A 24,214-nucleotide genomic window follows, 5' to 3' on the forward strand; every position below is an offset into this window, starting at 1 on the left:
AAGCTAACCACTTCTGTCACAACCTCATCGGCTTTCATTTTCTATTTTTTTCCTGAACCCATATAATAAAAGAAAGAACAAAAAAACTTGCAAGGGAGGAAACATGTGAAGCAGAGAAAGCAAAAACAGTCTCGTCGGCTTTTGTTTCGTTTATTTTTATTGATATGTATCGCCGTAGGGTTATTAATCGCTTTGTATCCATTTTATGTGGATTCTTTAAATAGTCTTATGGATCAAAAACGAATGGAACAAGTACAAAAACGAACCGCAGCCGAAAATGAAGCGCAACGAAAGAAAATGGAGGAGCAAAACCAACGATTAACTGACCAAGGATTCAATCCTGGGGCTGATCCTTTCGATGAACAGAACAGAAATGAAAGCACGACATCCAGCCAATTAGAGGAATGGCTGATCGGAAGTGTCAATATACCTAAAATCCAAATAAGTATTTCACTTTATGACCGGCTTAACGGCATGATTCTTGAGAATGGAGCAGGCGTCTTACAAGGAACTTCTTTCCCACTTGGTGGAAATTCGACGCATTCAGTGATTTCTGCTCACAGCGGGTTACCCAATCGACGATTATTTACCGAGTTAAATCGCTTAGAACACGGAGATACGTTTATTTTGACTGTTTTGGGGGAGAAATTGGCTTATCAAGTTGAAAATATACAAGTGGTACTGCCAGATGACACGTCTGTTCTAACGATTGAAGAAGGAAAAGACTTAGTCACCTTGCTTACATGTACACCATATATGATCAACACGCATCGTTTGCTAGTGACGGGACATCGGATTCCTTATAGTGAATCGGTAAAAAAGGAAGAAGAAAAAGGAAATCAGGAAAGAAATTTGCGACAGTTGCTTATTCTTGCAGGAACGATAATAGCTGTAGTCATACTGTTACTGTTTATTGGTCGATTGATTTATCAGTATCGGTTAAGTAAAAAAGTGCTTGATTTTTCATTTATTATAAGTGATTCAGCAGGAAATCCAGTAAATGGTGGCTCATTTATTTTGAAACATAAGAAAAAAACACTTACTAGAAATGGTGTGCCGTTTTCAGTGCAAAGCGATCATTATGGGAAAGTCAAGCTGGATCAATTGCCTGGTGGGACTTATCGAATCGTATCAGTTGATGATCCTAAAGTCGCTGCATCTTTTGGTATCAGAAAATTAAAACAAGAAAAGATGTACTTTTTTGAGGGGCGAAAACTAGTGAAAGAACTTCAAAAAAATGGTTTTTGGTTTAAACTCAATGACTAAGTAAGGAGAGAAAAAATGATTCGTACAACAACAGAGTTGTCTGCTGAAGAACTGGAAACTGTTCTATCGATTTGGCTGCATGCTAATTTGGATTCTCATGGATTCATCTCACCAACTTATTGGGAGAATCAAGTAGAATCTGTTAGGAAAGCTTTACCAGATGCGGTGATTTACTTAGCAGAAATAGATCAAGAAATCGTCGGTTTTGCTGGGGTGATCGATCAGTTCATCGCAGGAATCTTTGTAAAAAGGGAATACCGGCAACAAAGAATCGGTACGCAACTAATGAAAAAAATAAAAGAAACCAATAAAACATTGACTTTGACAGTTTATCAAAAAAATCAATCAGCTATTCATTTCTATCTTTTACAAGGCTTTACCGTTCAAATACTGCAAAAAGATGAAGCAGTAAATGAGGAGGAGCTTGTGATGCAATGGAATCAAACCACTGATTTTTGATGAACAGAATAACGAAATAATGCTCCCAGCCTATTTTTTTGCTGGGAGCATTATTTCATTTTGAAGTCACTATTTTTAACTGTGTGAAGATGCAGTTGTTACAATCTTTGATAAACAGTGTTCAAAAGCTTGCATCTGCGGTAATAAGCCCAACCAAACAAAAAATATGAGGAGCTATTTTTGTTTGGCTGTTCTTATTACTTGATGCAGAACAGCTTTTTCACAACCTCTCCACTAAACAGTGTTCAATCAGCTGACCCTCGGTATTCGCTCAACAAACGGCAAAATATGAGAAACTATTTTTCCGTTTGTTTCTCTAATACTCAGGTCAAAACGCTGATTTCACAACCTCTTGATAAACGGTGTTCAATCAGCTGCTTCTCGGTAATAAGCCCACTAGCCTAGAAAATATGAAAATCTATTTTCTGACTAGCGTTCTTATTACTCAAAGCGTAACGCCGATTTCGCAACCTCTCTTTCACAACCTTATTTTACTCGTTTATAATTTTCATCGAAATATTTTCCGCTACGGATATCATCAGGCATTCCATCATATGGTGCTTCACTAATAACATCTTCATTGTCTATACCTGCATCACCCATATAAGTGATCGTAGCAAATTCAGGAACAAGTAATTTTGGATAAGTTTCATATTTTTCACGAGCTGCTTCCATTTCTGCGATATGTTCATTTTGGAAAGTAACAGTGATTTCTGGATGTTCTTCAACTCATTTAGGGAAAAAGATCATTCCGTGAAGTTTCTTTTCATTTGGCATAAAGTCTAATGCAACGTCTGTCCCTGTTGGTTCTGTCCAAGTAATTTTGAATACGCCATCTGTCAATTTAACGATATCAGCTTCTTGGTCTTTTACCCAACGACCTTTGACCATTCCGCCGTGGATACGGTAATCGACAGTATGGTCATTTTTTACATACCATTCATATTCCCAACCGTTGTCATACGTATAAATAAAGTGAGTTCCAATAAAATCTTCCAATTCTTTAAATTCTTTCATGTTTAAGCATCTCCCTCTAAATTAAAACATGTAATAAACTACATGTTTTCGATTACTTGTTTATGATAGAATGGATTTAAAGATTTGTCAAGGAGGAAAAACTGATGGCAAGAAAAAATACACTTCGTTATATTTTATTAGGGTTATTAAGTAAGAAGCAGATGACAGGATATGAATTGAATCAATCATTCAAAAATGAAATAGGAGAATTTTGGCAAGCAAAACATAGTCAGATTTATCCTGAGCTGGCAAAAATGGAAGAGCAAGGAATCATTCAGCATCAAGTAGAGATCACAGGCGAAAAATTGGAAAAAAAAGTTTATGAATTAACAGAAGAAGGGAAGGAACAATTAGCAGAGTGGATTCATACACCGACCAATGAACTGCCGGTTAATCGAGACGAATTCGTTTTAAAATTGTATTTCGTCAAAGACGTAAATGATCCGGCATTAGTAGAAATTATCCAGCAGCAACGTGATCTTCATGAAGAAAAACGCCTTCATCTATTAGAGCGGAAAAAAACAATCTTTCCTACAGAAAAAGAAAAACATGAAAATTACGGACATTACTTGATTTTAGCGCATGCGATCAATCGGGAAACAGAATATGCAAGTTGGCTGACAGATGTATTGGAAGAAGAAAACAACCGAAAAAAATAAACTAAAAAATATCCGAACAGTGATGGATGCTTCCTTTCTATATGAAAGAAATGCAGATCACCGTTCGGATATTCTTATGTTCAAGCAGGCTTTTTCTAAGTGTTATATGTATCATCTACTTTTTAAAAAGTCTGATGTTTAGGAGATTAGCGGAGCTTAGAGTTCTTTTAACAGCTGCTCGTAGTCAGCTTTTTCATCGACAGGAAGGAGTTTGTAAGACAATTCGTCTGTCTCGTTGTCATGAATGATGTACATCTTCGCATTCTCTTCTTTGAAGTTACCGATTTGTAAAATCGTATAGCGTTCGTCGATCAATTCGATATCTTTGATTGCTTTTGAAAAAACTTTGCGGACATGATGCATTTTCTTTTGTCGGATTTCTGCCTTTTCTGCAGCTTTAGATAAGGTAAATCCGTCATCTAAGTATTTTTTGATCAGTTCTACTTTTATAACTGTAGGCAAACGATATTTTCTAGGACAATTCGCATCAGCTTCGATCGAACGAATGAATCCCTTTTGTTCCCAATACCGTAATTGACGTGGAGACACACCGACGATATCACTTAATTCACTGATGCCAACAACCAATTGATCGTTTTCCAACAAACGTTTAAGGGAAGCCCCAACCATTTTTGTCACTCCTTTTGTCCTCTTACTTTCTTTAATTATATCTGTATTAACTAATGTGTCAAGTAGGTTGACAAATGGTGGATTTAGGACTAAAGTATTCTAGTAGTTTCAGAAAAAATTCAGAAAGAAGGAGAAATATGAGTAACAACCAACCCGTAGATATTTACGGAAAACCATATAATCGGACACTTTTAGTTGTTGTCTTATTAATTGGTACATTTTGTACCGTTTTGAATCAGACCTTATTGACGACAGCTTTTCCTACATTGATGAAAGCTTTCGATATTTCAGCGTCTGATGTGCAATGGTTAACGACTGGTTTCTTGCTAGTCAACGGGATCATGATCCCAATAACAGCATGGCTGATCAATAAATTCAGTTCAAGAAATTTATATCTTTCTGCCATGACGATCTTTTTGATCGGAACGATTACTTGTTTTACAGCACCTAATTTTAGTACATTACTAATCGGTCGCTTGATCCAAGCTTGCGGTGTGGGAGTATCGATGCCATTATTGCAAAATATCATGTTGTCTATTTTCCCACCAGAAAAAAGAGGATCAGCAATGGGGATGTCAGGAATCGTTATTGGGCTTGCTCCTGCTTTAGGCCCTACATTATCTGGTTACATCATTGATAACTACCATTGGCGTGACTTGTTTGGTATGGTACTGCCAATCGTTGTTCTTGTCTTGGTTTTAGCATTCTTCCTAATGAAAAGTGTTATTCCACTGTCAAATCCTAGCATTGATATTTTATCAGCTATTTTGTCAACGATTGGGTTCGGTAGTTTGCTTTACGGATTTTCTAGTGTAGGTGATGATGGCTGGGGAAGCTTGAAAGTAATTGGTTTCTTAGTCGTTGGTGTGATTTTCATCGCCTTGTTCTCATGGCGTCAATTACATTTGGAACATCCATTCTTGGAACTTCGCGTATTCAAATCATCTACATTTACGATTGCAGCTGTTTTAGCCGGTGTAACGAATATGGCGATGGTAGGGGCAGAAATGGTCGTGCCGTTGTATATCCAAAACATTCGCGGAGAATCAGCATTCCATTCTGGCTTGATGTTGTTGCCAGGTGCTTTGATCATGGGGGCTATGATGCCCGTTACAGGTGCGATTTTCGATAAATACGGCGCGAAACGTTTAGCCATTACAGGGATGTTCATTTTGACAGCCGCAACTGCACCATTTGCTTTCTTGACAAAAACGACTCCAGTTTTATATATCGTGATCCTTTATGCGATCCGTATGTTTGGGATCTCCATGGTCATGATGCCGGTAACGACTTCTGGTATGAATGCATTGCCAAATAACTTGATCAGTCACGGGACAGCGGTAAATAATACATTCCGTCAAATTGCAAGCTCGATCGGTACAGCTATTTTGATCAGTGTGTTGACGAATGTGACAAAAGCAAATATCCCAAGCAAATCTGTATTGGACAATACACCATTAGCTTATAAAGATCAGGCAATCAATGCCACACTGTCAGGTTACCATGCCGCGTTTATCGTAGCGATCATCTTTGGGATCCTTGGCTTTATTATTGCCTTTTTATTGAAGAAAAAAGAACCTGTTCTAACGAAAGCGGGGGATAATGCATGATTATTGGAGTTTTGATTGTCAGCTTGCTTGCTTTTGCTTTAACGAACGTGTTCGCTAAAAAAACATGGCAAACCTTTTTATCTTTGATTTTCGGACTAATCTTCGTCGCTTCACTAAGTTTGATCGTCGCTAATTTGTCCAATCACTTTGGAATGGAAAAAGTAACGGAAACGAAAACAGAAAAAATTGTTTCCAGTGCTGATTCCCAAGGAGCATATATGCTTTTGTATAAAGCTTTAGGGAATGGAAAAGAAAAAGTGTATCTTTACCGAACGAATGAAAAACAAGAGAAACCAAAAGCAACTGGTACGGATAACGAAACAAATAAAGTAGAAAAGACAGACGGCGATGCTGAAAAAGTGACGAAAACTACTTATTGGGAATACAAAAACGATATGTATAAATTCTGGTTCAATATTGCTGATAACAATCACGAATATGACAGCCGAGTGAATACATTCAAAATCCCAGAGACATGGGTAGAATTAAGTACGGACCAAGCAGCCAAGTTAGCTGAATTAGTGAAGAAACAGCAAAGTACGATGGAAAGTGAAGCAAAAGCTTATGTGCAAGACGGTATGGTAAAAGCAATGACTGAAAATCCGCAAATGAGCAAAGCAGAACAAGAACAACGTACGAAAGCCTTAACTGCTGAATTCCAACAACAAGCATTCGCGAAATTAGTGAAAGAAGCAAAAGGCGAATAATATTTTGAACACCGTGTAGGAGGTTGTGAAAAAGCTGCTCTGCATCAAGCAGTAAGAACAATCAGATAAAAATAGCACTCCATATTTTTCATCTGATTGGGCTTAGTGCCGTAGATGCAAGCTTTTGAACACCGTTTAAGGAAGAGGTTGTGAAATCAGTGTTTTGACCTGAGTATTAGAGAAAAAAACGGAAAAATAGCTCCTCATATTTTGCCGTTTTTTGAGCTAATGCCGAGGGTCAGCTGATTGAACACCGTTTAAGGAAGAGGTCGTGAGCCTGCCGTTTCACTCTGAGTCACAAGGAGCAATTTCAAAAAACAGCTTCTCATGTTTATTGAATATTGTGACTTGTGACCGAGGAGTTGGTAGGAGAACACCGTTTATTCGAAAAAAGGAACTGCGACAAGACTTTTGTCACAGTTCCTTCTTTTTTTGCTATACTAGATATAAAAAATAGGAGAAATAAAATGAGGAAAACTTATTCTTTTGAATCAAAAATCTATGCTTCCGAAGTCGGCAAGGGTGGCGCATATATTGTTTTTCCATATGATATAAGAGAAGAATTCGGTGCTGGAAGAGTGAAAGTCCAAGCAACTTTTGACAATGTGCCGTACGAAGGCAGTATCGTGAATATGGGCGTGAAAAATTTAGATGGTTCGGTCTGCTATATCCTTGGACTACGAAAAGATATTCGTAAAAACATCGGAAAAGATATTGGTGATATCGTAGTAGTTACAGTGAAGCAAAAATAAAAACAAGAGGTTATGACAAAAGATGTGTCACAACCTCTTCTTTCATAATGGTTTTTCACCATCTGTATAATAAACTGGTTCTTTGATATGGAAATCTGTTTTTTCCAACCAATCTAAAATCTTGTAACCTAACTCTTCTGACATCGGAAAAGAAGCGTTGATTTGTGCATTGGAGATATGGTCAACATGGATACCGGAAGTGATTGTACAGCTTCCTGGAACGGCATTTTTGATGATCACAGCTATTTTTTCGGCTAAGACATCGTCTTTGTGGAAACGACCATCGTGGCTAGGGAAACGTACAGTTTGGATCTCTGTATCACGAGAAAATGTAGTGACTGTTCCGATATGTGGTGTATCTCCGCCTGTTAAAGTAATCAATAAGTCTTTACCGATTACTTTAACAGCAGCTTGGATCGTGAAACCTAGTTTTGTTACTTCAACTATCGTTTCTTTTTCCATATTAATCACCTTGCCAACGTTTTGAATGTTCATTTACAATCCCAAATTGATCCAAAAGTTTCATTGTATGGTGATCAACAAGATCTTGGATCGTTTGAGGCTGATTATAAAAAGCAGGGATCGGTGGTATGATTTGCACACCTAGTCGTGCTAATTTAGTCAAGTTTTCCAAGTGAATGGCATTTAATGGCGTTTCACGAGGGACAATGACTAACTTTCGTTGCTCCTTCATTGTTACATCAGCAGCACGTGCAATCAGGTTGTCGCCTAAACCAACAGAGATACCTGCGACTGTTTTCATACTTGCCGGTACGATGATCATTCCATCGGTCAAAAATGATCCGCTGGCGACAGCAGCCCCTAGATCTTTGTTTGAATAATGGTAATCAAACAGGCTTTCGAATTCATTTAGGGATAAATCGGATTCCAGCTTTAAGTTCTGTTTTGCCCATGGACTGATGATTCCGTGTGTTTCTACCATCGGATATTCTTTTAGTTTCTTCACTAGGTTGATGGCATAAATGGTGCCCGAAGCGCCACTTACACCAATCACAATTTTTTTCTTCCGTTGTGCCAATTGTTCCATTTTCCGCACTCCTTTTTATGATGTCAAAACAGTTGCAGATCATTCATTATTTCAAATATTTTTCCCAATCTTCTACTTCTTGGAATTTTGCACGTACAAAATGTTCTTTCATATCGAAAGGAACTGTACCGTCAAAGATAGTTTTTGCACTCATCCCACGGAAACGAATAGAGCCAGGATTATATTCTGGTAATTCTGATGGGTCCAATGGATGGTTTCTCATTCCTGGGATCACAATGACGTCTTTATCTCCTTGGAACCGAGTGTTGAAAGTCCAAACTACATCGTTCATGTCGAAAATATCAACATCTTCATCGACTAAAATGACTGTCTTCAATTCTTTGAAGGCTGATAAAGCAAGAATAGCTGCTTGGCGTTGGATACCTTCATCCGCTTCGTTTTCTTTACGGATCTGCATGATGGTCATCAATTTACCGCCACCTGCAGGAGGATTGTAGACATTTACTACTTTTCCTGGAATAGCTTTATCAACCAAGGCAAGAATACTTGCTTCTGTAGGAATACCGGCCATAGATACGTGTTCTTCACTTGGACCAATCGTTGTTTGCATGATTGGATTGTCTTTTCGATGAGTAACTGCTTTGACTTTCACTACTTGTACAGCTGGATTAGCATCCCCAGTATAGCCAGGAAATTCTGGCATTGCTTTTCCTGAGTTCGTGTTGATATCTTCTTGCATTGTTTCATTTGGCATGATTTCTGCTTCAATGATAAATTCAGCACGAGCAATACCCACTTCATCGACTGCTACACCATCAACGATTTGAATAGGTTCGTTACGCAAAGCTCCTGCACACCATAGTTCGTTGTAGCCAAGTGGAGTGGTAGGTGGTTCGAAAGTCGTACCAATGGCAATTGCTGGATCTAAACCAATATTGATAGTGATAGGCATTGGTTTATTCAATGCTTCAAATTGTTTTTGGAAGTGACCAATGTGGCGTCCACCAGGCATGATGTACATACCGATCGTATCTTTGTCTTCTAGGACCATACGATGGATCGTTACATCGCTCATTGTTTTTTCTGGATCTGATCCTAAGACTACACCCATCGTGATGTATGGACCTGCATCTTCAGGAGTATTTGTAGGTGCAGGCAAAATGTTGCGAATATCGAAGTCTGCATCGGTAGCTAGATGAACGACTTCTTGTGCTGGAGCGTCTGCTTTGTCTACTTTCACAGGTTTGATTGGATTTTCTACAGCGTCTTTCAAGAAACGACCAAGTGTTCGATAATCATGGTGCAAAATTTCACCTACACGTTTACGACTAGCCATTGTCCCGATGTTCACACGTGTGCCGGGGAAACCTTTGATATTATTGAAAGTCATAGCTGGTCCTTCTTGAGTTGGACGTTTTACTGTACCGCCAGCACCGATATAACGGTAAACACCAGATAATTCTGCTTCAGGATCGATTTCAATATCTGTTTCGTGATATTGACCTGGAAGTGTTTTTAGTTCTTCGATGACTTTTCTTAAATCATACGGTTGATCTGTCATGAAAAATTCCTCCTTAGTTGTCTTTACCTATCTATAGTAAAAGGTGCAAAGGAGGAAAACAATTCAACTTGATTGATAAAATATTCCTTAATGGAATGAATACGTTTTTTGCTAATAGAATAAACTATGATATACTTACAGCGATAAGAAAGCGCATACTAAATGCTGATGGAAGGAAAGTGAAAAAAATGGAGGAGTCGTTTCCTAAAGCAGTAAAAGTAGAAAATATAGCGAATATTTTGAAAGTTACATTTGAAAACGGGGAAGTAAAATACGTGAAATCTCATTGGACAGAAGAGATAACCGATGCCTTGCAATTTGGAAAAAAAGGAAGAGGAAAAAGAAAAAATCTTCTCGCTTTGTCTACTAATATGTGGATTGGGACTGAAGTAACGATTGAAGCAGATGGAACAGTATTCATAAATGGAAAAGACAAATATACACCGCAAGAACTGTGGCTCAAAGGGGAAAACCATATTCCAGAATTATAAATAGGCAAGAGGTTGTGACAGAAGTGGTCAGCTTCAAGAAATAAGAAGGAATATACGAAAATTGCTTCTCAAATTTTTGTGACATTTCGGCTTATTTCCGAAGAAGTTACTTCAAGAACACCGTGAATCAGAGGTTGTGACCGAGGAGTTGGCAAGAGAACGCCGTTTATCGAGAGGTTATGAAAAGCTGTTTATTCGCAAAAAAGAGTGGTGACAAAATTGTTGTCACCACCCTTTGTAGTAATCGGAAAAAACGAATAGCTTTATTCTGCACGCAAAGCGATAGCAGCGTCTTTTTTCGCTGCCATTCGTGCAGGAAGATGACCGCCAAGCATCGTCAATACAGTAGAGACAATCACTAGAATGATCGCATGGACAGGATTTAGTTGCGCAACATTTTTTAGATCCGTCATGCTGTACAAGATGCTATTGATAGGGAATGTAGCTAGCCAGGCAATAAACACACCTAGTATCCCAGAAGAAATACCTAAAATACACGTTTCTGCGTCAAATACGCGAGTGATATCTTTTTTCCGTGCACCTAAAGCTTTTAGTACACCGATTTCTTTTGTCCGTTCAATCACAGATGTATAAGTAATGATACTGATCATGATCATACTTGTTACTAAAGAGATCCCTGCAAAAGCAATGAGGACATAAGTGATAGCATCCATCAATCCGCCAGTCAGTTCAGTCATCGTTCCAGCTAAATCAGTATAAATGATTTTATCTTCATCTGATTTGCCTTTATTGTAATCATCTAAATAATCCAAGATTTTTTCTTTGTCTTCAAAATTGTTCGGATAAATCATGATACTTGAAGGCAAGCTGTCTCCACCTAAATAACTAAGCAATGTTTGTTTGGTACTTTCGTCAACTTTTTCAGTAGTTAAGACATTTACATCACTGTCTTTTTGGGCTTTGACGATTTCTGATTCTTTGTTTTCATTGACGATTTGAGTCGTTAATTGATCACTATAAGCGATTCCTGGTGATAAGAGATTCATTGTAGAAGAAGACTTCACCCGTAGGATTCCTGAAATCTTTAATTCATCTGAAGCATTCTGATACATCGCATCATAATCTGTATTAGGGATAAAATTCCCAGTTGGAAGTTTTGTATAGTAAGTATTGTTGTTTACTAATTTGAATGTTGTACCGACGATCTCATCGAAATAAAGTTTTTCGTCTTCCTTCACATCAAATCCAAGATTTTTCAATGCATTGATATTAGTATTATTGTTGCCGTCTACGATCAGCACGACATCTGTTGCTGAGGCTGGATAACTTCCGGCAAGTAAAGAATAATTATCTTTTAAAAAGTTTTCTTTACTAGTGTCAAGTTGTGTAGGGAAACTTGACACTCCCACCCCTGTCATTGCTGACATCGTGCTAGACAAGGAAAGAGATTCCGCATCAGGGTTTTGATTCGAGAAGCTGACAGGCTGTACTTTGCCATTTACATCACGTAAAAGATTGATTCCTGTTGTACGAGTAAACCCAATATTATTACTTAAATTAGGATCGATGTCTGTTACATAATCGACGTATGTTTGATCGATTTTATTCGTATGCTGTGCTTTGTCTTCTTCGCTGACTTTTGCTGTGATCGTTTTGCTGTCTGGATAATCTGCTTTGCTTGCACCCAATCCAGCATCGTCACGGGTCTGGTTAGTCGTTACCTTAGAAATAGTGATCGGAAATTTCGCCATTGTTTCAGCTTGTGTGTTATCGATTTGCTTTTGGAAACCAGAAGAAAGGGAAAGGACGATCGCGATTCCGATGATCCCGATACTGGAAGCAAAGGAAGTCAAGAAAGTACGTCCTTTTTTTGTTCGGATATTGTTGAAAGAAAGCTTCAACGCTGTCCAAAAACTCATCTTCGTTCTGCGCAGGTTAAATTGATCATCTTTTGGTCGTTCGATGTGAGGATGGGAATCTGTTAAGATTTTACCATCAGAAAATTCAATGATTCGGTCTGCATATTGATTGGCCAGCTCAGGATTATGTGTGACCATGATCACTAATTTTTCTTTCGATAACTCTTGGATCAGTTCCATGATCTGAATACTTGTTTCTGTATCTAAAGCTCCAGTTGGCTCATCACACAAAAGGATATCTGGATCATTGGCTAGCGCTCGAGCGATTGCTACCCGCTGCATTTGTCCACCAGATAGCTGATTTGGCTTTTTGTGCATATGATCTGTCAAGCCGACTCGATGCAAAGCATCTTCTGCCCGTTTTCGTTTTTCGTCTTTAGAAACACCACTTAATGTCATCCCAAGTTCAACATTTTCAATAATGCCTAAATGACCAATCAAGTTGTAACTTTGAAAAATGAACCCGATAGAGTTGTTTCGGTAGGCATCCCAGTCGTTGTCCTTGAAGTCTTTAGTAGACTTTCCGTTAATCACCATATCACCGGAATCATAATTATCTAGTCCACCAATCACATTCAGCATAGTCGTTTTACCAGAACCACTAGGACCTAAAATCGCTACGAATTCTTTTTGTCTGAAAGCAACAGACACACCATCCAATGCTTTAGTGGTGGTTTCGCCGACTTTATAATATTTTTTTATATCTTTTAATTGAAGCATAATCACCCTTCTCCCGTATTGAAATATTCGGTATACTAATAAGTATACCAGAACAATAAACGTAGTATACGAAATAAATGTTAACTGAAGATGAACTGCAAGAAAAAATCTAGAAATTTTTCAAAAAACAGAGGGAGAACAATGAATCGTATTTTAATAGTAGAAGATGATCCGCAATTACAGTTGCTTTACCGTTCTGTGTTGGAACGAGCGGGCTTTTCAGTTATCACTGCACTGAATGGAGAGGATGCGCTGAAAAAACTAGAAGCGACACGTATAGAATTGATCATTACAGATATCATGATGCCGAAAATGGATGGCTATGACTTGCTAGACTCATTACGTAGCACCAGATTTGACACACCTGTTCTAATGATTACGGCAAAGGCCGATTTTGAGGATAAGAAACGTGGGTTCAAATTAGGAGCAGATGATTATATGACAAAACCCATCGATGTCAATGAGATGATCCTACGTGTGGAAGCATTGCTTCGACGTTCAAAAATCAATTACAGCAGTAGCTTGATGATTGGACAAACAAAATTAGAGCTGGATACTTATACAGTGTTACAAGATCAGCATTCGTTGATTCTGCCTCAAAAAGAATTTCTGCTTCTGTATAAATTACTGTCTTATCCCAATAAGATCTTCACTCGCCAACAGTTGATGGATGACATTTGGGGATTAGATACGAACACAGAAGAACGAACGATCGATGTACATATCAAACGTTTAAGGACCCGTTTTGAACAGACGGAAGACTTTCAAATCATGACAGTACGGGGATTAGGCTATAAGGCGGTTATTTAAAGATGAAAAAAAAGCTATTTTCACAATTATGGATCTATTTTGCTAGTATCGTCTTCATTTCGATCTTAGTGACACTGCTGTGTTTTCTCGGTTTTATTTTCTTATTGTCTCGGCATTCTATCTCACCTGCTGAATCGGCTGGAAAACCAACGCTATACCCGTTATTCGTCTTTGCAGGGTTCAGTATGATCGTGGGTACAGGAATATCGATTTTTGTTGGGCGGCGTATTCTGCATCCAATCAGTGCACTAGGGACAAATATGAGTCTGGTAGCAACGGGAGATTTTTCGATTCGAATGGATGAGCATCAGAAAGTAGCAGAAGTACAGCAACTGTATAAAGATTTCAATGTTATGGTCCAAGAACTCAATAGTATCGAAACATTGAGGAATGATTTTGTGTCCAGTGTATCCCATGAATTCAAAACACCATTAGCAACGATCCAAGGATATGTACAATTGTTACAATCCCCAAATCTCTCTGACGAAGAACGCCAAATATTTTTATATCGGATTATCGAAAGTATCACGCAGCTTTCACAATTAACAGAGAACATCTTAAAATTGAACAAACTGGAAAACCAGCGTATCCAACTGGAAAAGAAAGAGTACCGATTAGATGAACAAATCCGAGAAGTAATCGTTTTTTTGCAGCCTAAATGGGAGAAAGAACAGCTAGAATTGGATATCGAACTTGCTGCAGTAAATTACACAGGCAATGAAGAGTTTTTGTACCAAGTGTGGTTGAATATCATGGATAACGCCATAAAGTACAATCAAGTCAATGGACAGATTCATATCAAACTATTTGAGACAGCCACAGAGATTGTACTGGAAGTGACCGATTCAGGTGTAGGAATGAATGAAGAGACCAGAGATCGAATGTTTGAAAAATTTTATCAAGGAGATACAAGCCGTCAAATTTCTGGGAATGGGCTAGGACTTTCACTGGTCAAAAAAATTCTAGAACTGCATGATGGACGTATTGATTATAGCAGTATCGAAGGAGTAGGAACGACAGCAATGATACGGTTAAGTAAACAATAGGAAAAAGAATAAAACCCCCTAAAATTCTATTGAAAGTTTTTAGGGGGGTGTTTTTTAAAAATAAAAGTTATTTTATTTGTGTTTAACCCTTTATATTATGAATATTTTTTATATGATTAGTTATTTAACGTTTATGAATCTAAAACGTTTTTTTATTATTTACTTTTATTATTTATCAAATTAAATGCTATGATTTTCTTGTGAAAAGGAAAAAGGATGGCTGTTGAAGAAGAAAAAGGAAAAGTTAATGTACTTATTTGCAATAGGAATAATGAAGGCGGGTAGGAACAATTTTGTGAAGAAGCTTTTTTATAAAGAATGGAAAAAATAGGAAATAAAAATAAAAAAACAATTAGCAGTCTTCCATGAAAAAATATTTTGTAGCTGGTTTGTCGTTTATTGTCTTTAGCTCGGTGGGTTTGCAAAATATGACTGTTTTTGCTGAAAGTCAAGTTATTAAAGAAGAAGGCACAGTTAAATCTGAAGATATCTCTCAAGAAGACATTGAAAAAATTGATAACGTCACAGCTAAAGATGTGGTTGAACATGCAAAAAATTAGGTTATAACCCAGAATTAATATGGACACGTCAGGAATTGCAAGAAGCCTATCAATCAATTCAGACAAGAGCTGGTGTAAATAGACTAATTACTATGAGTAATGATTTAAAATATTTGTATATGAGCAGTTTTACAGCAAAATTGGCTCTTTCTGGAGGGGCTGCAGCAGTTGCTGCATTGTTTCCTGGGATTGGAGTTTCAATAATTGCCACAGCGGTTACCATTATTATTGCAGAAAGAATTAATCTTGACAGAGGGATTATTGTTAGACTTTCTAGAAATAAAACAACAAATTTACTTGTTCCTACAGCAGTATGGCAACAGGGATGAGGGCTCAATCCATTTTATCAAGTGTGATTTTTGTGTTTGGTCTATTTTGGGCAGGAGTAGGTGATGGAGATTTTTCTTTAGACAATTTTTTTGTATTTAGTGGCTTGTTCTTACTGTTCTTTAGGCATAAAATCGCTGCTTTCTTATTGAAATACGAGAAATGATAGATGTGTCATTGAAACAAAGACATGATGCAAAAAAGAGAGCGAAAGTCATGAGTTGCTCTCTTTTTGGATGGATAGATAGACAAAAAATGAAGGGCTTAGTGTTCTTCTTGTCTCAAATACTCCCAAAATGTATCTGAAGCCAAAGAATGTTCACCGATTTTACGCGTAAATGCGAGATAACTTTCTTTTGTTGGAGAGATGGGGAGGATCACAGTATTTTCTTTTAACAGATTTCTGACTGTTTTTTCCATAACAATAGCAATCCCCATGTCATTTGCAATCATATTGATGATCAAGTCGATCCTAGATCCTTTATAAGAGATTCTCGGTTCAAATCCAGCTTCGCGACACAAGTTCAGCACAGGTTGATACAAGTTCGTAGTAGGGCCAAGAACCAAAAAATTTTCCTTTTTCAGTTCACTTAGATCCAATTTCTTTTTAGCAGCTAAAGGATGGGTTTTAGGCAGAACTGCTACAAAATCGTCTGTTTCAGTAGGTAGCCACTCAATCGAACTTGGTGGGGCCTGGAAGCTTCTGGCAAAGTGGATCGTATCACTATGTTCATTTGTATCGTCGTAAGTCAGTTCGATACTTTCCACTTCTTTCAACTGGACCGTAAATTCAGGATGGCGTTTCAAAAATTCGGTAATTTTGGAAAAGCCTTGGTAATTGATCATGGTTGGTATCGTTAAGATATTTAATGAAAGATTGTTTTCTTGCGTATAGGTTTCAAGCACTTCTTGCATGGCATGGTATTGTTCTACGACATTTTTTACATAAGGGAGCAACAAGCTTCCAGCTTCGGTCAACTCGATTTTTCTATGGGCACGTTCGAATAATTTGACGTCTAGTTCTGTTTCTAACGAAAGAATCTGTTTAGAAATGTTTCCTTGGGTGGTGAATTGTCGTTCAGCAGTTTTGGTGAAATTCATTGTTTCGGCTAAATCAAGAAAAACTTCAAATTTATGGATATCCATCATATTCCTCCTACTTATTCCAATAAAGAATACTTTAACACAAAAAATGAATTGGTGTAACCTACTCTGTCTGGTACAATCTTTCTTGCAATGAAAGCAATGATTGCAGAAAATTTTCTGTAATAATTTTCGCTTTATAGAGAAAGAGAGGAGTTTTTTTGATGCCAACTGGAGTTTTGATCAATGTAGGTTCCGTTTTGCTTGGCGGACTAATTGGCGGATTAGTAGGAAATAAATTAAGCGAACACTTTAAAGCGCAGATGACGATGGTTTTTGGTGTGTGTTCGATGGGGATGGGGATCTATTCCATTGCGCCAATGAAAAATATGCCAGCTGTTATTTTCGCTTTGGTGATAGGAACAGCGATTGGACTGATTGTTCATTTAGGTAATGGGATAAACAAGGGTGCTGCGTTGATGCAAGTACCTATTTCTAAAATCTTCCCTAGCGAAAAGCTTGGTATGACCCACGATGAATTTATCAGCACATTAGTGACGGTCATTGTTTTATTTTGTGCAAGTGGTACGGGGATTTATGGAAGCTTAGATTCTGGGATGACTGGAGACAGTACGATTTTGATTTCTAAATCTGTCCTTGATTTTTTCACAGCAGCAATTTTTGCATGTAATTTAGGATATGTCGTTTCTGTAGTAGCGATTCCCCAATTCATTATTTTTTATATCTTGTTCTTATTAGCAAAATTTATTTATCCATTGACTACACCAGATATGATCTTAGACTTTAAAGCTTGCGGTGGATTCTTGATGGTTGCTACCGGTTTTAGAATGATCAACGTGAAAATGTTCCCAGTAGCTGACATGATACCAGCGATGATCGTTATTATGCCACTAAGTTGGATGTGGACGAATTGGATTATGCCACTGTTATAATAATAATCAAAGAGAAGCCATTTTTTACTGACTAAAAGGGATCAAACCTTTTAGTCAGTTTTTTTGTATTTGACAAACTGATTTTGAAACTATATTATATGTTGTATAATATAGATTGGAATAAAATATTACACTTGAGAATAGAAGGTGACGTAATGCACATCCAGATTCCAACTGTTCTTCTTGATGGTACTGTGTTAGCAGCATTAAGCAAAGAAGATATGTATGGTTATGCCTTAACAAAAATCGTACAAGAAAGTCTCTCAGTCAGTGAATCTACACTGTATCCGGTTTTGAGAAGATTGAAAAAAGAAGGGTATCTTGAGACCTATGATGAACCTTTTGAAGGCAGGAACCGTCGATATTACTCGTTGACACCAATAGGAAGTCGTCATTTAGAAGAAATTATTGATGAATGGATTGTTTTTCGAGATTCTTTAGACCGGTTATTGGAGGAGAACACAAATGAATGATTATTTGAATGAAGTTGTGGATCATCTTCAAGAAATTCCTGAAGACGATCGTTTTGATTTGATCCAATATTATGAGGAATATTTTTTAGATTCCGGAAAAACATTAGATCAGGTCATTGATGAATATGGTACACCAAAGCAGTTTGCTTTAAAATTAAAAATCAGTTACTTTTCAGAAGAAGAACAAGCAGAAGATGAGTTAGTGAGAAGTCCAAAAAGACAAATACGTCTGATTTGGTTAATCATTATCGGTTTATTTGCTTCTCCTGTCCTCATTCCACTAGCATTGGGGTTTATATTGGTTATTGGGGGACTATTGATTGCTTTGCTGGCGCTCATTTTTAGTATCTATGTCCTATGTATCAGTATCTTAGGTATTGGCTTATTCATGATCATCTCAGGAATCAGTGTGTTTGGTCAATCGATTCTGAGTGGGTTGTTCTTTATCGGTGTCGGTCTGTTCGCCACGGGAAGCGCAGTATTTATTTCGCCACTGTTGCTGAAAGGAACAAAATGGCTTTTTTATGTCATGATGAACTTTGTTAAATGGATGGGGCGGCGTTTTATTACAAAAAGAGATCTACATTCAGCGGGCGTTTGAAGGAGGACAGATAAATGAGATTAAAACATTTTTTGATTACCGGTATTATCCTGATGGTTACTGGCGGACTCCTAGCAGGTGCAACTTATACATTAGGCGCTCAAAAGAGTCTGACTTGGGATAATGGTCCTCGATTGATCAATATGGTGACGGAGACGAAAAAAATCAAAGAGGCAAACAAAATCGTCATCCATGCAGAACATCAAACAGTGTCAGTCATACGCGGATTGGATTTTGAGATAAAAACGACCTACGATAAGACAGAAAAGCCAGAAATAAAGGAGAAAAATGGTGTATTGACCGTGAATGCAGTCAAAAAATCAGAAGGTGCGATTATTGGTTTGGAAGACACCAGTGCACAAATCACTATTGTTGTCCCTACAGATCAGGAATTATCTGAATTGACGATTGAAGGGAATAATAGTGCGATTGACATCAATGAAGTATCAATCAAAAAAGTGAATACTACGACACACGATGGTTGGGTATCATTCAATGAACTTACGGGAGGAACAATAACGGCGAAAGATGAATTAGGTTCTCTTCGTTTAGATGAAGTCAAGGTGGATAACTTGACCGTCATAGGAGAAAGCAGCAATTTACATCTAGAAGACAGTTTGGTCAGTAAAGAAGGAAAAGTTACTCTAAACAGTAGTAATTTATCTTTGCATGAGATGGAAAACAGTGGCTATACTCTCCAAACATCTGGTGAATCTCATATTGAAAAAGACTACCAGCCAATAACAAATACGTTGTTAGAGCGAGGACAGAAACGGCTGAAGATTACTGCCAAAGACACTTCTATCAATATCATGACAGATCAAGAGGACAATGAAACAGATTGATTCTACAATCAACTGGATAGTTTAAGAAAAAACAGCAAAGATCGGAAGGATCTTTGCTGTTTTTCATCGCTTAACACACATAACTATAGTAAAATAAGTAAGAACATATCTATAAAGAAAACAGGGTGAAAAAGTATATGAAGGCAGAAGAAGGTCAAAGAGAAAAGTTAAAAACAGAAATGGAAAGATTACATACTTATATCACTCAACTAAGTCAAACCTTCTATGATCCAGATAAAGAAAAAGTGATGGTCAACTATCCGAACAATTCAGAAGGTCGTCAATTAGAGCAAGTATACCATGAAGTTTTCAAACATTTATTGACGGTGAAGAAAGAACTGGACTATTATTCTTTACCGATTATCGATACAGGAATATTGAAGTATGATGGGGAGAAGGAACGATTTATCTTTAAATCTGTTCGGGAAGATTTGCCTCTTTCAGCAGGGATGGATCTAGAAATCTTGGTAGAAGACTATTTTACAGAAGAAAAACACTGGGTTCGAACAAGATTGGATTATTTGCCGCAAGCAGCCGGAGGAACACAGGCAAGCGGTTGGTACATCACTGAAGACAAAGATTTGGAACTAGAAGGTGCAATGGCGCGAATTCGAAAAAAGGATTAAAAAGCAACGCTATATATTTATTGAAGGATAAAGGAGCGCAGAAAGTAGAATGAGAGAAAAAAGAGCAATTTATATCAATGGTTATGCAGGAATCGTCGGTTTGGTCGTATTAGCTTTAGTTGGTTTATTTTTCTTCTATTTAGGCATGTGGCAAGCGAAAGTTTGGGCACTATTTTTAAGTATTTTTCTTTGGTTGATCGCGTTACTGTTGCTAAGTTCGGCAACTGTAGTCAGTCCTAATCAAGCAAAAGTGATTTTGTTTTTTGGACAATATTTAGGTACGATCCGGGAAAATGGCTTTTTCCTTACGATCCCTTTGGCACAAAAAATGACTGTTTCGTTGAAAGTTCGGAATTTCAACAGTTCTGTTTTAAAAGTCAATGATTTAGACGGAAACCCCATCGAAATCTCAGCGGTAGTCGTGTTTAAAGTCATTGATACAGCAAAGGCATTATTCGATGTAGCGTATTATCAAGATTTTGTAGAAATCCAAAGTGAGACGGCCATCCGGCATATCGCTAGCCAATATCCGTATGATACCTTCAATGATGATGATTTAACGCTTCGAGGAAACACTACGGCAGTGTCTGACGAGTTGAAAAAGGAGTTGCAAGAGCGTTTAGCAGTAGCAGGTGTCGAAGTAATCGAAACACGTTTGAACCATTTAGCCTATGCAACAGAAATCGCCAGCGCCATGCTGCAACGTCAACAAGCAAGAGCTATTTTGTCTGCTCGACAAACCATTGTTGAAGGAGCTGTCACGATCACTCAAATGGCTTTGGAGCAAATCGAAGAAGGACAAGAAATCAATTTCACCGATGACCGGAAAGTCCAATTAATCAATAATTTACTTGTCTCAATCATTACAGACAAAGGAACGCAACCCGTTATCAATACAGGCGACATGAAAGAACGTAAGTGACATACTTTTTGTAAAATAGGAAGAAGGAGTTTAGGACGATTGTCTTAAACTCTTTTTTAGTTGTTTAAAGAAAATGACAAAATTGAAAGAAGAATGATAGATGATTCGAAGGCAGAATTGTTCGTTTTTTTTCTATAATCAATATATAAAGTAAGAGAGAAGGAAAAAAAGTGAAAAAACTTCTGATCGGACTACTTGTTTTCATCGTTGTGGCACTTGCAGGGGTGAAAATCGCAGATTACGTAGTGATGGGCGGAGAAGAATACTATGTACAGATTACGACAGATGGTGCAAAAACAGTATCCAAAGCAGACTCTGGACAAGAAACAGTCAACTATAGATATATCCTGCCTGGTTATACAAAAGAGGGTAAGGAAAAAGAACTAGATTTCAATGGGCAATTAACTCGACCGCTTCGTAAAGGAGCATATTTAAAAATCACCTGGAATAAAAAGAAAGGTGTCACTTCATATGAAGAAGTCGAAAAAAAAGATGTGCCGAAAACAGCACTAGAAAAACTAATTAAAGGGTAGGGAAAGAAAGAAATGAACAAAATAGTCGAAGTACAGAATGTAACAAAAGTATACGGGAAAAACAATGAGAAAAAGACGCAAGCATTAAGCGGCATCAGCTTCGATGTAGAAAAAGGTGAATTTATTGGCATCATGGGGGCTTCCGGTTCAGGTAAATCAACACTTTTGAATATTTTATCCACATTAGACAAACCAACAAATGGACATATCCGAATCAATCAAAAAGATGTGACGACATTAAAAGGAAATCAACTAGCAGATTTTCGTGCGAATGAAATCGGCTTTATTTTCCAAGATTTCAATTTATTAGAAAGTTTGACAGCACAAGAAAATATCGCTGTTCCTCTTTCTTTACAAGGTGTCAGACCAAAAGAAATCAAGCAACGTGTCCAAAAAATTGCAGAACGTTTATCGATTGCTCATATTTTGGAAAGCTATCCTTCTGAGATTTCCGGTGGACAAAAACAACGGGTCGCTGCCGCACGTGCGTTGATCACCCAACCAACGATTTTATTAGGCGATGAGCCTACAGGTGCGCTGGATTCTAAAAGTGCCCGTGATCTTTTAGATACGATGGACGAATTGAATACAAAAGATCATGTATCGATTCTTCTAGTGACACATGATCCGTTTTCTGCAAGTTATTGCCAACGTATTTTATTCATCAAGGATGGCGGTATCCATCAAGAAGTGAAACGTGGAGATCAAAGCCGGGATTCCTTCTATCGGGAAATACTATCTATTCTTGGAAACTTGGAACAGTAGGGGGAGATTGACTATGCTTTGGAAATTATCACTTACTGGGATCAAGAGCCGTTTAAGAGATTACTTGGTATTATTCTCAGGATTAGTTATGGCATCTGCTATTTTTTACATGTTTGAATCAATGGCGAGCAACGAAGCCTTTTTGAAAAGTAATACGATCGTTGCAGCTACAGTTATCATTTTCCGACTAGGTTCTGTTTTACTAGGGATCATTACCTTCGTTTATATTTTGTATGCGAATTCCTTTTTGATGACGATGCGGCAAAAAGATTATGCCATGTTTATGATGCTAGGAGCAAAAGGCAGAAAAATCGCACAGATGATTTTTTCTGAAACATTCGTAGTAGGGATCGCGGCTACTTTAGTGGGTTCAGCTGTCGGTGTAGGATTGACAAGTATTGTCCACCAATTATTAGTGGATCAGTTAGATATCAATATTTCGCATTTTACACCTTTTAGCATTCATGGGTTGTTGATCACCGTTTTGTTTTTTGCTATTTTGTTTTTATTAGCAGCTATTGTTAATGCTTTTTCGATTGTCAAAAAACCGATTTTAGCATTGATTCGTGCGGATCAGACACCAACAAGAATCAAGCAGCATAAATTCTTGTTCTTCCTTGAAGTAGTACTTGGGATTGCTTTTCTAGGCTGCGGTTATTATATGATGAAGCACGTGAAGACCTATCAAGTTTTTGGTATGGGAGTAGCTCTAGTCACGATCGTGTTAGGAACTTATTTCATTTTCCACTCTGTGATCATTTTCTTCTTATCATTACTAAAGAAATCAGAACAGATTTCATTGAAAAAATTGAACAATTTCACATTGTCACAGTTAAGTTTTCGTATTCGTGAATATACACAAATGCTCTCCATGGTTGCTATGCTGTTTGCTTTAGCACTTGGTGCTTTGACAGTAGGTCTAGGATTTAGAAATGAAATTTCGGAAATGACGGAAAATGCTGCTGGTTATGACCTAGTGATGAATAATCCTCGGGCAGAAGATCAGCAAAAAATCAAAGAACTATCACCAACACTTTCTGCTTCTTATACTCAAAAAGAAGATGCGGGAACGATTTACTATAATGCAAGTGAATTTGTGGCTCAACCATTGATTATGATAAAATATGAAGATGGAACACCGCCAAAAATCACGAAAGAAAAAGTTCCTGCTGAAAAAATGAATGAACTGACTGTACAAGATGAGCTTCGTGGCTATGAATTGCCTGAGCAACAAGAAAAAGAAATCAAGGTAGTCAGTCAATCGGAATTTGATCAACTGAGCTTGCCACAATCCACTTTACAGCTAGTTCAGGTCAAAGACTTCCAAGCAAACTTGGAACCAATCAAAGCACTTGCTACACAAAATAAAACGAACAATCCATCTTTGCAAAAAGTAGAGTACAGTAACCAGAAGTATGAAATGTATGAAGGATATAATAGTCTATTCTCTGGTTTTGAATTTATGGGATTCTTCTTAGGTTTAGCTTTCTTGACTATGCTTGCTAGCTGTTTGATGTTCAAGATCTTGTCAGGAAGCAAGAGTGACATCGCTCGTTATGAAATGCTTGAAAAGATAGGAACACGACGCGGATTGCTTAAACAATCGATCCGTAGAGAAGTAGGTGTGTTATTCTTAGCACCAGGAATCTTAGGTGTAGTCCATGTCTTATTCGGATTACAAATGTTTGGTCTATTCATGCAAAATCCATACAAAGATATTTGGGTGCCATTTACGATCTTCTTCGTATTGTATTTCATCTACTATGTACTGACGACATGGTTGTATACTGGAATCGTATTGAAAAAGAGGTTGTGACAATATTTTTGTCGCAACCTTTTTTTTCTCGGTCTTTTATTAGAATATAGTAAATTTTTTCTCGTTACTCACGGAATAAGCTGTTAAGAAAGC

At 37.6% G+C, this 24,214-nt stretch carries 26 protein-coding genes and 1 pseudogene; 20 read left to right on the forward strand and 7 right to left on the reverse strand.

What is annotated here, in order from left to right; genetic code table 11:
• Positions 1 to 105: 105 nt before the first annotated feature.
• On the forward strand, positions 106 to 1,266 hold the full coding sequence (locus tag OZZ83_RS07005) for a class C sortase (RefSeq protein ID WP_002314050.1): 1,161 nt from the start codon (positions 106 to 108) through the stop codon (positions 1,264 to 1,266).
• A gap of 15 nt (positions 1,267 to 1,281) precedes the next feature.
• Positions 1,282 to 1,725, forward strand: coding sequence for a GNAT family N-acetyltransferase (locus OZZ83_RS07010; protein WP_002310743.1), 444 nt, complete (start codon positions 1,282 to 1,284; stop codon positions 1,723 to 1,725).
• 486 nt (positions 1,726 to 2,211) lie between these two features.
• Here OZZ83_RS07010 and OZZ83_RS07015 read toward each other — a convergent pair.
• Positions 2,212 to 2,742: pseudogene (locus OZZ83_RS07015) on the reverse strand (phenolic acid decarboxylase).
• 104 nt (positions 2,743 to 2,846) lie between these two features.
• Here OZZ83_RS07015 and OZZ83_RS07020 point away from each other — a divergent pair.
• Positions 2,847 to 3,401: a PadR family transcriptional regulator gene (locus tag OZZ83_RS07020; RefSeq protein WP_002293202.1), complete on the forward strand. Its 555-nt coding sequence runs from the start codon at positions 2,847 to 2,849 to the stop codon at positions 3,399 to 3,401.
• A 156-nt stretch (positions 3,402 to 3,557) separates the two neighbouring features.
• Here the strand turns inward: OZZ83_RS07020 and OZZ83_RS07025 are convergent, their stop codons facing one another.
• Positions 3,558 to 4,031 carry a MerR family transcriptional regulator gene (locus OZZ83_RS07025; RefSeq protein WP_002293203.1) on the reverse strand — a complete coding sequence of 158 codons (474 nt, stop codon included), beginning with the start codon at positions 4,029 to 4,031 and terminating at the stop codon, positions 3,558 to 3,560.
• 137 nt (positions 4,032 to 4,168) lie between these two features.
• On the opposite strand from OZZ83_RS07025, the gene OZZ83_RS07030 reads away from it, so the two are divergent.
• From OZZ83_RS07030 to OZZ83_RS07040, 3 genes are all read left to right on the forward strand, one after another.
• A complete protein-coding gene (locus OZZ83_RS07030; protein ID WP_002293204.1) occupies positions 4,169 to 5,641 on the forward strand; it encodes an MDR family MFS transporter in 1,473 nt (490 codons plus the stop codon).
• Positions 5,638 to 6,348, forward strand: coding sequence for a DUF4811 domain-containing protein (locus OZZ83_RS07035; protein WP_252706924.1), 711 nt, complete (start codon positions 5,638 to 5,640; stop codon positions 6,346 to 6,348). The genes OZZ83_RS07030 and OZZ83_RS07035 overlap by 4 nt, the downstream gene beginning before the upstream one ends.
• A gap of 467 nt (positions 6,349 to 6,815) precedes the next feature.
• A complete protein-coding gene (locus tag OZZ83_RS07040; protein ID WP_002310749.1) occupies positions 6,816 to 7,100 on the forward strand; it encodes a DUF1905 domain-containing protein in 285 nt (94 codons plus the stop codon).
• Positions 7,101 to 7,142: 42 nt separating this feature from the next.
• Here the strand turns inward: OZZ83_RS07040 and OZZ83_RS07045 are convergent, their stop codons facing one another.
• The 3 genes from OZZ83_RS07045 to OZZ83_RS07055 are packed head-to-tail and all read right to left on the reverse strand — an operon-like array spanning position 7,143 to position 9,670.
• Positions 7,143 to 7,562, reverse strand: coding sequence for a prenylated flavin chaperone LpdD (locus tag OZZ83_RS07045; RefSeq protein ID WP_002310750.1), 420 nt, complete (start codon positions 7,560 to 7,562; stop codon positions 7,143 to 7,145).
• A gap of 1 nt (position 7,563) precedes the next feature.
• Entirely contained in the window at positions 7,564 to 8,148 is a 585-nt protein-coding gene (locus OZZ83_RS07050; RefSeq protein WP_002293209.1) for a UbiX family flavin prenyltransferase, read from the reverse strand.
• 46 nt (positions 8,149 to 8,194) lie between these two features.
• Positions 8,195 to 9,670, reverse strand: a complete 1,476-nt coding sequence (locus OZZ83_RS07055) for a UbiD family decarboxylase (RefSeq protein WP_002314053.1) — start codon at positions 9,668 to 9,670, stop codon at positions 8,195 to 8,197.
• Positions 9,671 to 9,849: 179 nt separating this feature from the next.
• Here OZZ83_RS07055 and OZZ83_RS07060 point away from each other — a divergent pair, with 179 nt between their 5' ends.
• Positions 9,850 to 10,161 (forward strand): hypothetical protein, encoded by a 312-nt coding sequence (locus OZZ83_RS07060; RefSeq protein ID WP_002320403.1) that lies wholly within the window; start codon positions 9,850 to 9,852, stop codon positions 10,159 to 10,161.
• 263 nt (positions 10,162 to 10,424) lie between these two features.
• Here OZZ83_RS07060 and OZZ83_RS07065 read toward each other — a convergent pair whose 3' ends face one another.
• Positions 10,425 to 12,761, reverse strand: coding sequence for an ABC transporter ATP-binding protein/permease (locus OZZ83_RS07065; RefSeq protein ID WP_002314054.1), 2,337 nt, complete (start codon positions 12,759 to 12,761; stop codon positions 10,425 to 10,427).
• 141 nt (positions 12,762 to 12,902) lie between these two features.
• On the opposite strand from OZZ83_RS07065, the gene OZZ83_RS07070 reads away from it, so the two are divergent.
• The 4 genes from OZZ83_RS07070 (at position 12,903) to OZZ83_RS07085 (ending at position 15,506) form a co-directional block, all read left to right on the forward strand.
• Positions 12,903 to 13,571, forward strand: a complete 669-nt coding sequence (locus OZZ83_RS07070; protein ID WP_002310759.1) for a response regulator transcription factor — start codon at positions 12,903 to 12,905, stop codon at positions 13,569 to 13,571.
• A 2-nt stretch (positions 13,572 to 13,573) separates the two neighbouring features.
• Positions 13,574 to 14,617, forward strand: a complete 1,044-nt coding sequence (locus OZZ83_RS07075) for a HAMP domain-containing sensor histidine kinase (protein WP_002316668.1) — start codon at positions 13,574 to 13,576, stop codon at positions 14,615 to 14,617.
• Between the two features lie 365 nt (positions 14,618 to 14,982).
• Positions 14,983 to 15,177 (forward strand): hypothetical protein, encoded by a 195-nt coding sequence (locus tag OZZ83_RS07080; protein WP_002310761.1) that lies wholly within the window; start codon positions 14,983 to 14,985, stop codon positions 15,175 to 15,177.
• 35 nt (positions 15,178 to 15,212) lie between these two features.
• Entirely contained in the window at positions 15,213 to 15,506 is a 294-nt protein-coding gene (locus tag OZZ83_RS07085) for a hypothetical protein (RefSeq protein WP_002310762.1), read from the forward strand.
• A 262-nt stretch (positions 15,507 to 15,768) separates the two neighbouring features.
• On the opposite strand, the gene OZZ83_RS07090 is transcribed toward OZZ83_RS07085, so the two are convergent.
• On the reverse strand, positions 15,769 to 16,650 hold the full coding sequence (locus OZZ83_RS07090; protein ID WP_002310764.1) for a LysR family transcriptional regulator: 882 nt from the start codon (positions 16,648 to 16,650) through the stop codon (positions 15,769 to 15,771).
• A gap of 161 nt (positions 16,651 to 16,811) precedes the next feature.
• On the opposite strand from OZZ83_RS07090, the gene OZZ83_RS07095 reads away from it, so the two are divergent.
• From OZZ83_RS07095 to OZZ83_RS07135, 9 genes are all read left to right on the forward strand, one after another.
• Positions 16,812 to 17,540 (forward strand): DUF554 domain-containing protein, encoded by a 729-nt coding sequence (locus tag OZZ83_RS07095; RefSeq protein WP_278023838.1) that lies wholly within the window; start codon positions 16,812 to 16,814, stop codon positions 17,538 to 17,540.
• Positions 17,541 to 17,695: 155 nt separating this feature from the next.
• Positions 17,696 to 18,013, forward strand: coding sequence for a PadR family transcriptional regulator (locus OZZ83_RS07100; RefSeq protein ID WP_002310766.1), 318 nt, complete (start codon positions 17,696 to 17,698; stop codon positions 18,011 to 18,013).
• The gene (locus tag OZZ83_RS07105; RefSeq protein WP_002310767.1) at positions 18,006 to 18,614 is read left to right on the forward strand and encodes a DUF1700 domain-containing protein; all 609 of its coding nucleotides are present in this window, start codon (positions 18,006 to 18,008) and stop codon (positions 18,612 to 18,614) included. Before OZZ83_RS07100 ends, OZZ83_RS07105 begins: the two co-directional genes overlap by 8 nt.
• Before the next feature lie 14 nt (positions 18,615 to 18,628).
• Positions 18,629 to 19,459, forward strand: a complete 831-nt coding sequence (locus OZZ83_RS07110; protein ID WP_002310768.1) for a DUF4097 family beta strand repeat-containing protein — start codon at positions 18,629 to 18,631, stop codon at positions 19,457 to 19,459.
• A gap of 137 nt (positions 19,460 to 19,596) precedes the next feature.
• Entirely contained in the window at positions 19,597 to 20,085 is a 489-nt protein-coding gene (locus tag OZZ83_RS07115) for a DUF5348 domain-containing protein (RefSeq protein WP_002293229.1), read from the forward strand.
• A 49-nt stretch (positions 20,086 to 20,134) separates the two neighbouring features.
• Positions 20,135 to 21,007 (forward strand): SPFH domain-containing protein, encoded by an 873-nt coding sequence (locus tag OZZ83_RS07120; RefSeq protein WP_002314059.1) that lies wholly within the window; start codon positions 20,135 to 20,137, stop codon positions 21,005 to 21,007.
• Between the two features lie 170 nt (positions 21,008 to 21,177).
• On the forward strand, positions 21,178 to 21,540 hold the full coding sequence (locus OZZ83_RS07125; RefSeq protein ID WP_002310770.1) for a YxeA family protein: 363 nt from the start codon (positions 21,178 to 21,180) through the stop codon (positions 21,538 to 21,540).
• Positions 21,541 to 21,552: 12 nt separating this feature from the next.
• Positions 21,553 to 22,305 (forward strand): ABC transporter ATP-binding protein, encoded by a 753-nt coding sequence (locus tag OZZ83_RS07130; protein ID WP_002314060.1) that lies wholly within the window; start codon positions 21,553 to 21,555, stop codon positions 22,303 to 22,305.
• Positions 22,306 to 22,318: 13 nt separating this feature from the next.
• Positions 22,319 to 24,121 carry an FtsX-like permease family protein gene (locus OZZ83_RS07135; protein WP_002316672.1) on the forward strand — a complete coding sequence of 601 codons (1,803 nt, stop codon included), beginning with the start codon at positions 22,319 to 22,321 and terminating at the stop codon, positions 24,119 to 24,121.
• Positions 24,122 to 24,214 lie beyond the last annotated feature (93 nt).

The sequence above is a fragment of the Enterococcus sp. E5-162 genome (genome assembly GCF_035725965.1).
Classification (GTDB): domain Bacteria; phylum Bacillota; class Bacilli; order Lactobacillales; family Enterococcaceae; genus Enterococcus_B; species Enterococcus_B lactis.

Coding starts and splice junctions, on each gene's coding strand:
- OZZ83_RS07010 (WP_002310743.1), top strand. CDS start 1,282: ATGATTCGTACAACAACAGAGTTGTCTGCTGAAGAACTGGAAACTGTT.
- OZZ83_RS07020 (WP_002293202.1), top strand. CDS start 2,847: ATGGCAAGAAAAAATACACTTCGTTATATTTTATTAGGGTTATTAAGT.
- OZZ83_RS07025 (WP_002293203.1), bottom strand. CDS start 4,031: ATGGTTGGGGCTTCCCTTAAACGTTTGTTGGAAAACGATCAATTGGTT.
- OZZ83_RS07030 (WP_002293204.1), top strand. CDS start 4,169: ATGAGTAACAACCAACCCGTAGATATTTACGGAAAACCATATAATCGG.
- OZZ83_RS07035 (WP_252706924.1), top strand. CDS start 5,638: ATGATTATTGGAGTTTTGATTGTCAGCTTGCTTGCTTTTGCTTTAACG.
- OZZ83_RS07040 (WP_002310749.1), top strand. CDS start 6,816: ATGAGGAAAACTTATTCTTTTGAATCAAAAATCTATGCTTCCGAAGTC.
- OZZ83_RS07045 (WP_002310750.1), bottom strand. CDS start 7,562: ATGGAAAAAGAAACGATAGTTGAAGTAACAAAACTAGGTTTCACGATC.
- OZZ83_RS07050 (WP_002293209.1), bottom strand. CDS start 8,148: ATGGAACAATTGGCACAACGGAAGAAAAAAATTGTGATTGGTGTAAGT.
- OZZ83_RS07055 (WP_002314053.1), bottom strand. CDS start 9,670: ATGACAGATCAACCGTATGATTTAAGAAAAGTCATCGAAGAACTAAAA.
- OZZ83_RS07065 (WP_002314054.1), bottom strand. CDS start 12,761: ATGCTTCAATTAAAAGATATAAAAAAATATTATAAAGTCGGCGAAACC.
- OZZ83_RS07070 (WP_002310759.1), top strand. CDS start 12,903: ATGAATCGTATTTTAATAGTAGAAGATGATCCGCAATTACAGTTGCTT.
- OZZ83_RS07075 (WP_002316668.1), top strand. CDS start 13,574: ATGAAAAAAAAGCTATTTTCACAATTATGGATCTATTTTGCTAGTATC.
- OZZ83_RS07080 (WP_002310761.1), top strand. CDS start 14,983: ATGAAAAAATATTTTGTAGCTGGTTTGTCGTTTATTGTCTTTAGCTCG.
- OZZ83_RS07090 (WP_002310764.1), bottom strand. CDS start 16,650: ATGGATATCCATAAATTTGAAGTTTTTCTTGATTTAGCCGAAACAATG.
- OZZ83_RS07095 (WP_278023838.1), top strand. CDS start 16,812: ATGCCAACTGGAGTTTTGATCAATGTAGGTTCCGTTTTGCTTGGCGGA.
- OZZ83_RS07100 (WP_002310766.1), top strand. CDS start 17,696: ATGCACATCCAGATTCCAACTGTTCTTCTTGATGGTACTGTGTTAGCA.
- OZZ83_RS07105 (WP_002310767.1), top strand. CDS start 18,006: ATGAATGATTATTTGAATGAAGTTGTGGATCATCTTCAAGAAATTCCT.
- OZZ83_RS07110 (WP_002310768.1), top strand. CDS start 18,629: ATGAGATTAAAACATTTTTTGATTACCGGTATTATCCTGATGGTTACT.
- OZZ83_RS07115 (WP_002293229.1), top strand. CDS start 19,597: ATGAAGGCAGAAGAAGGTCAAAGAGAAAAGTTAAAAACAGAAATGGAA.
- OZZ83_RS07120 (WP_002314059.1), top strand. CDS start 20,135: ATGAGAGAAAAAAGAGCAATTTATATCAATGGTTATGCAGGAATCGTC.
- OZZ83_RS07130 (WP_002314060.1), top strand. CDS start 21,553: ATGAACAAAATAGTCGAAGTACAGAATGTAACAAAAGTATACGGGAAA.
- OZZ83_RS07135 (WP_002316672.1), top strand. CDS start 22,319: ATGCTTTGGAAATTATCACTTACTGGGATCAAGAGCCGTTTAAGAGAT.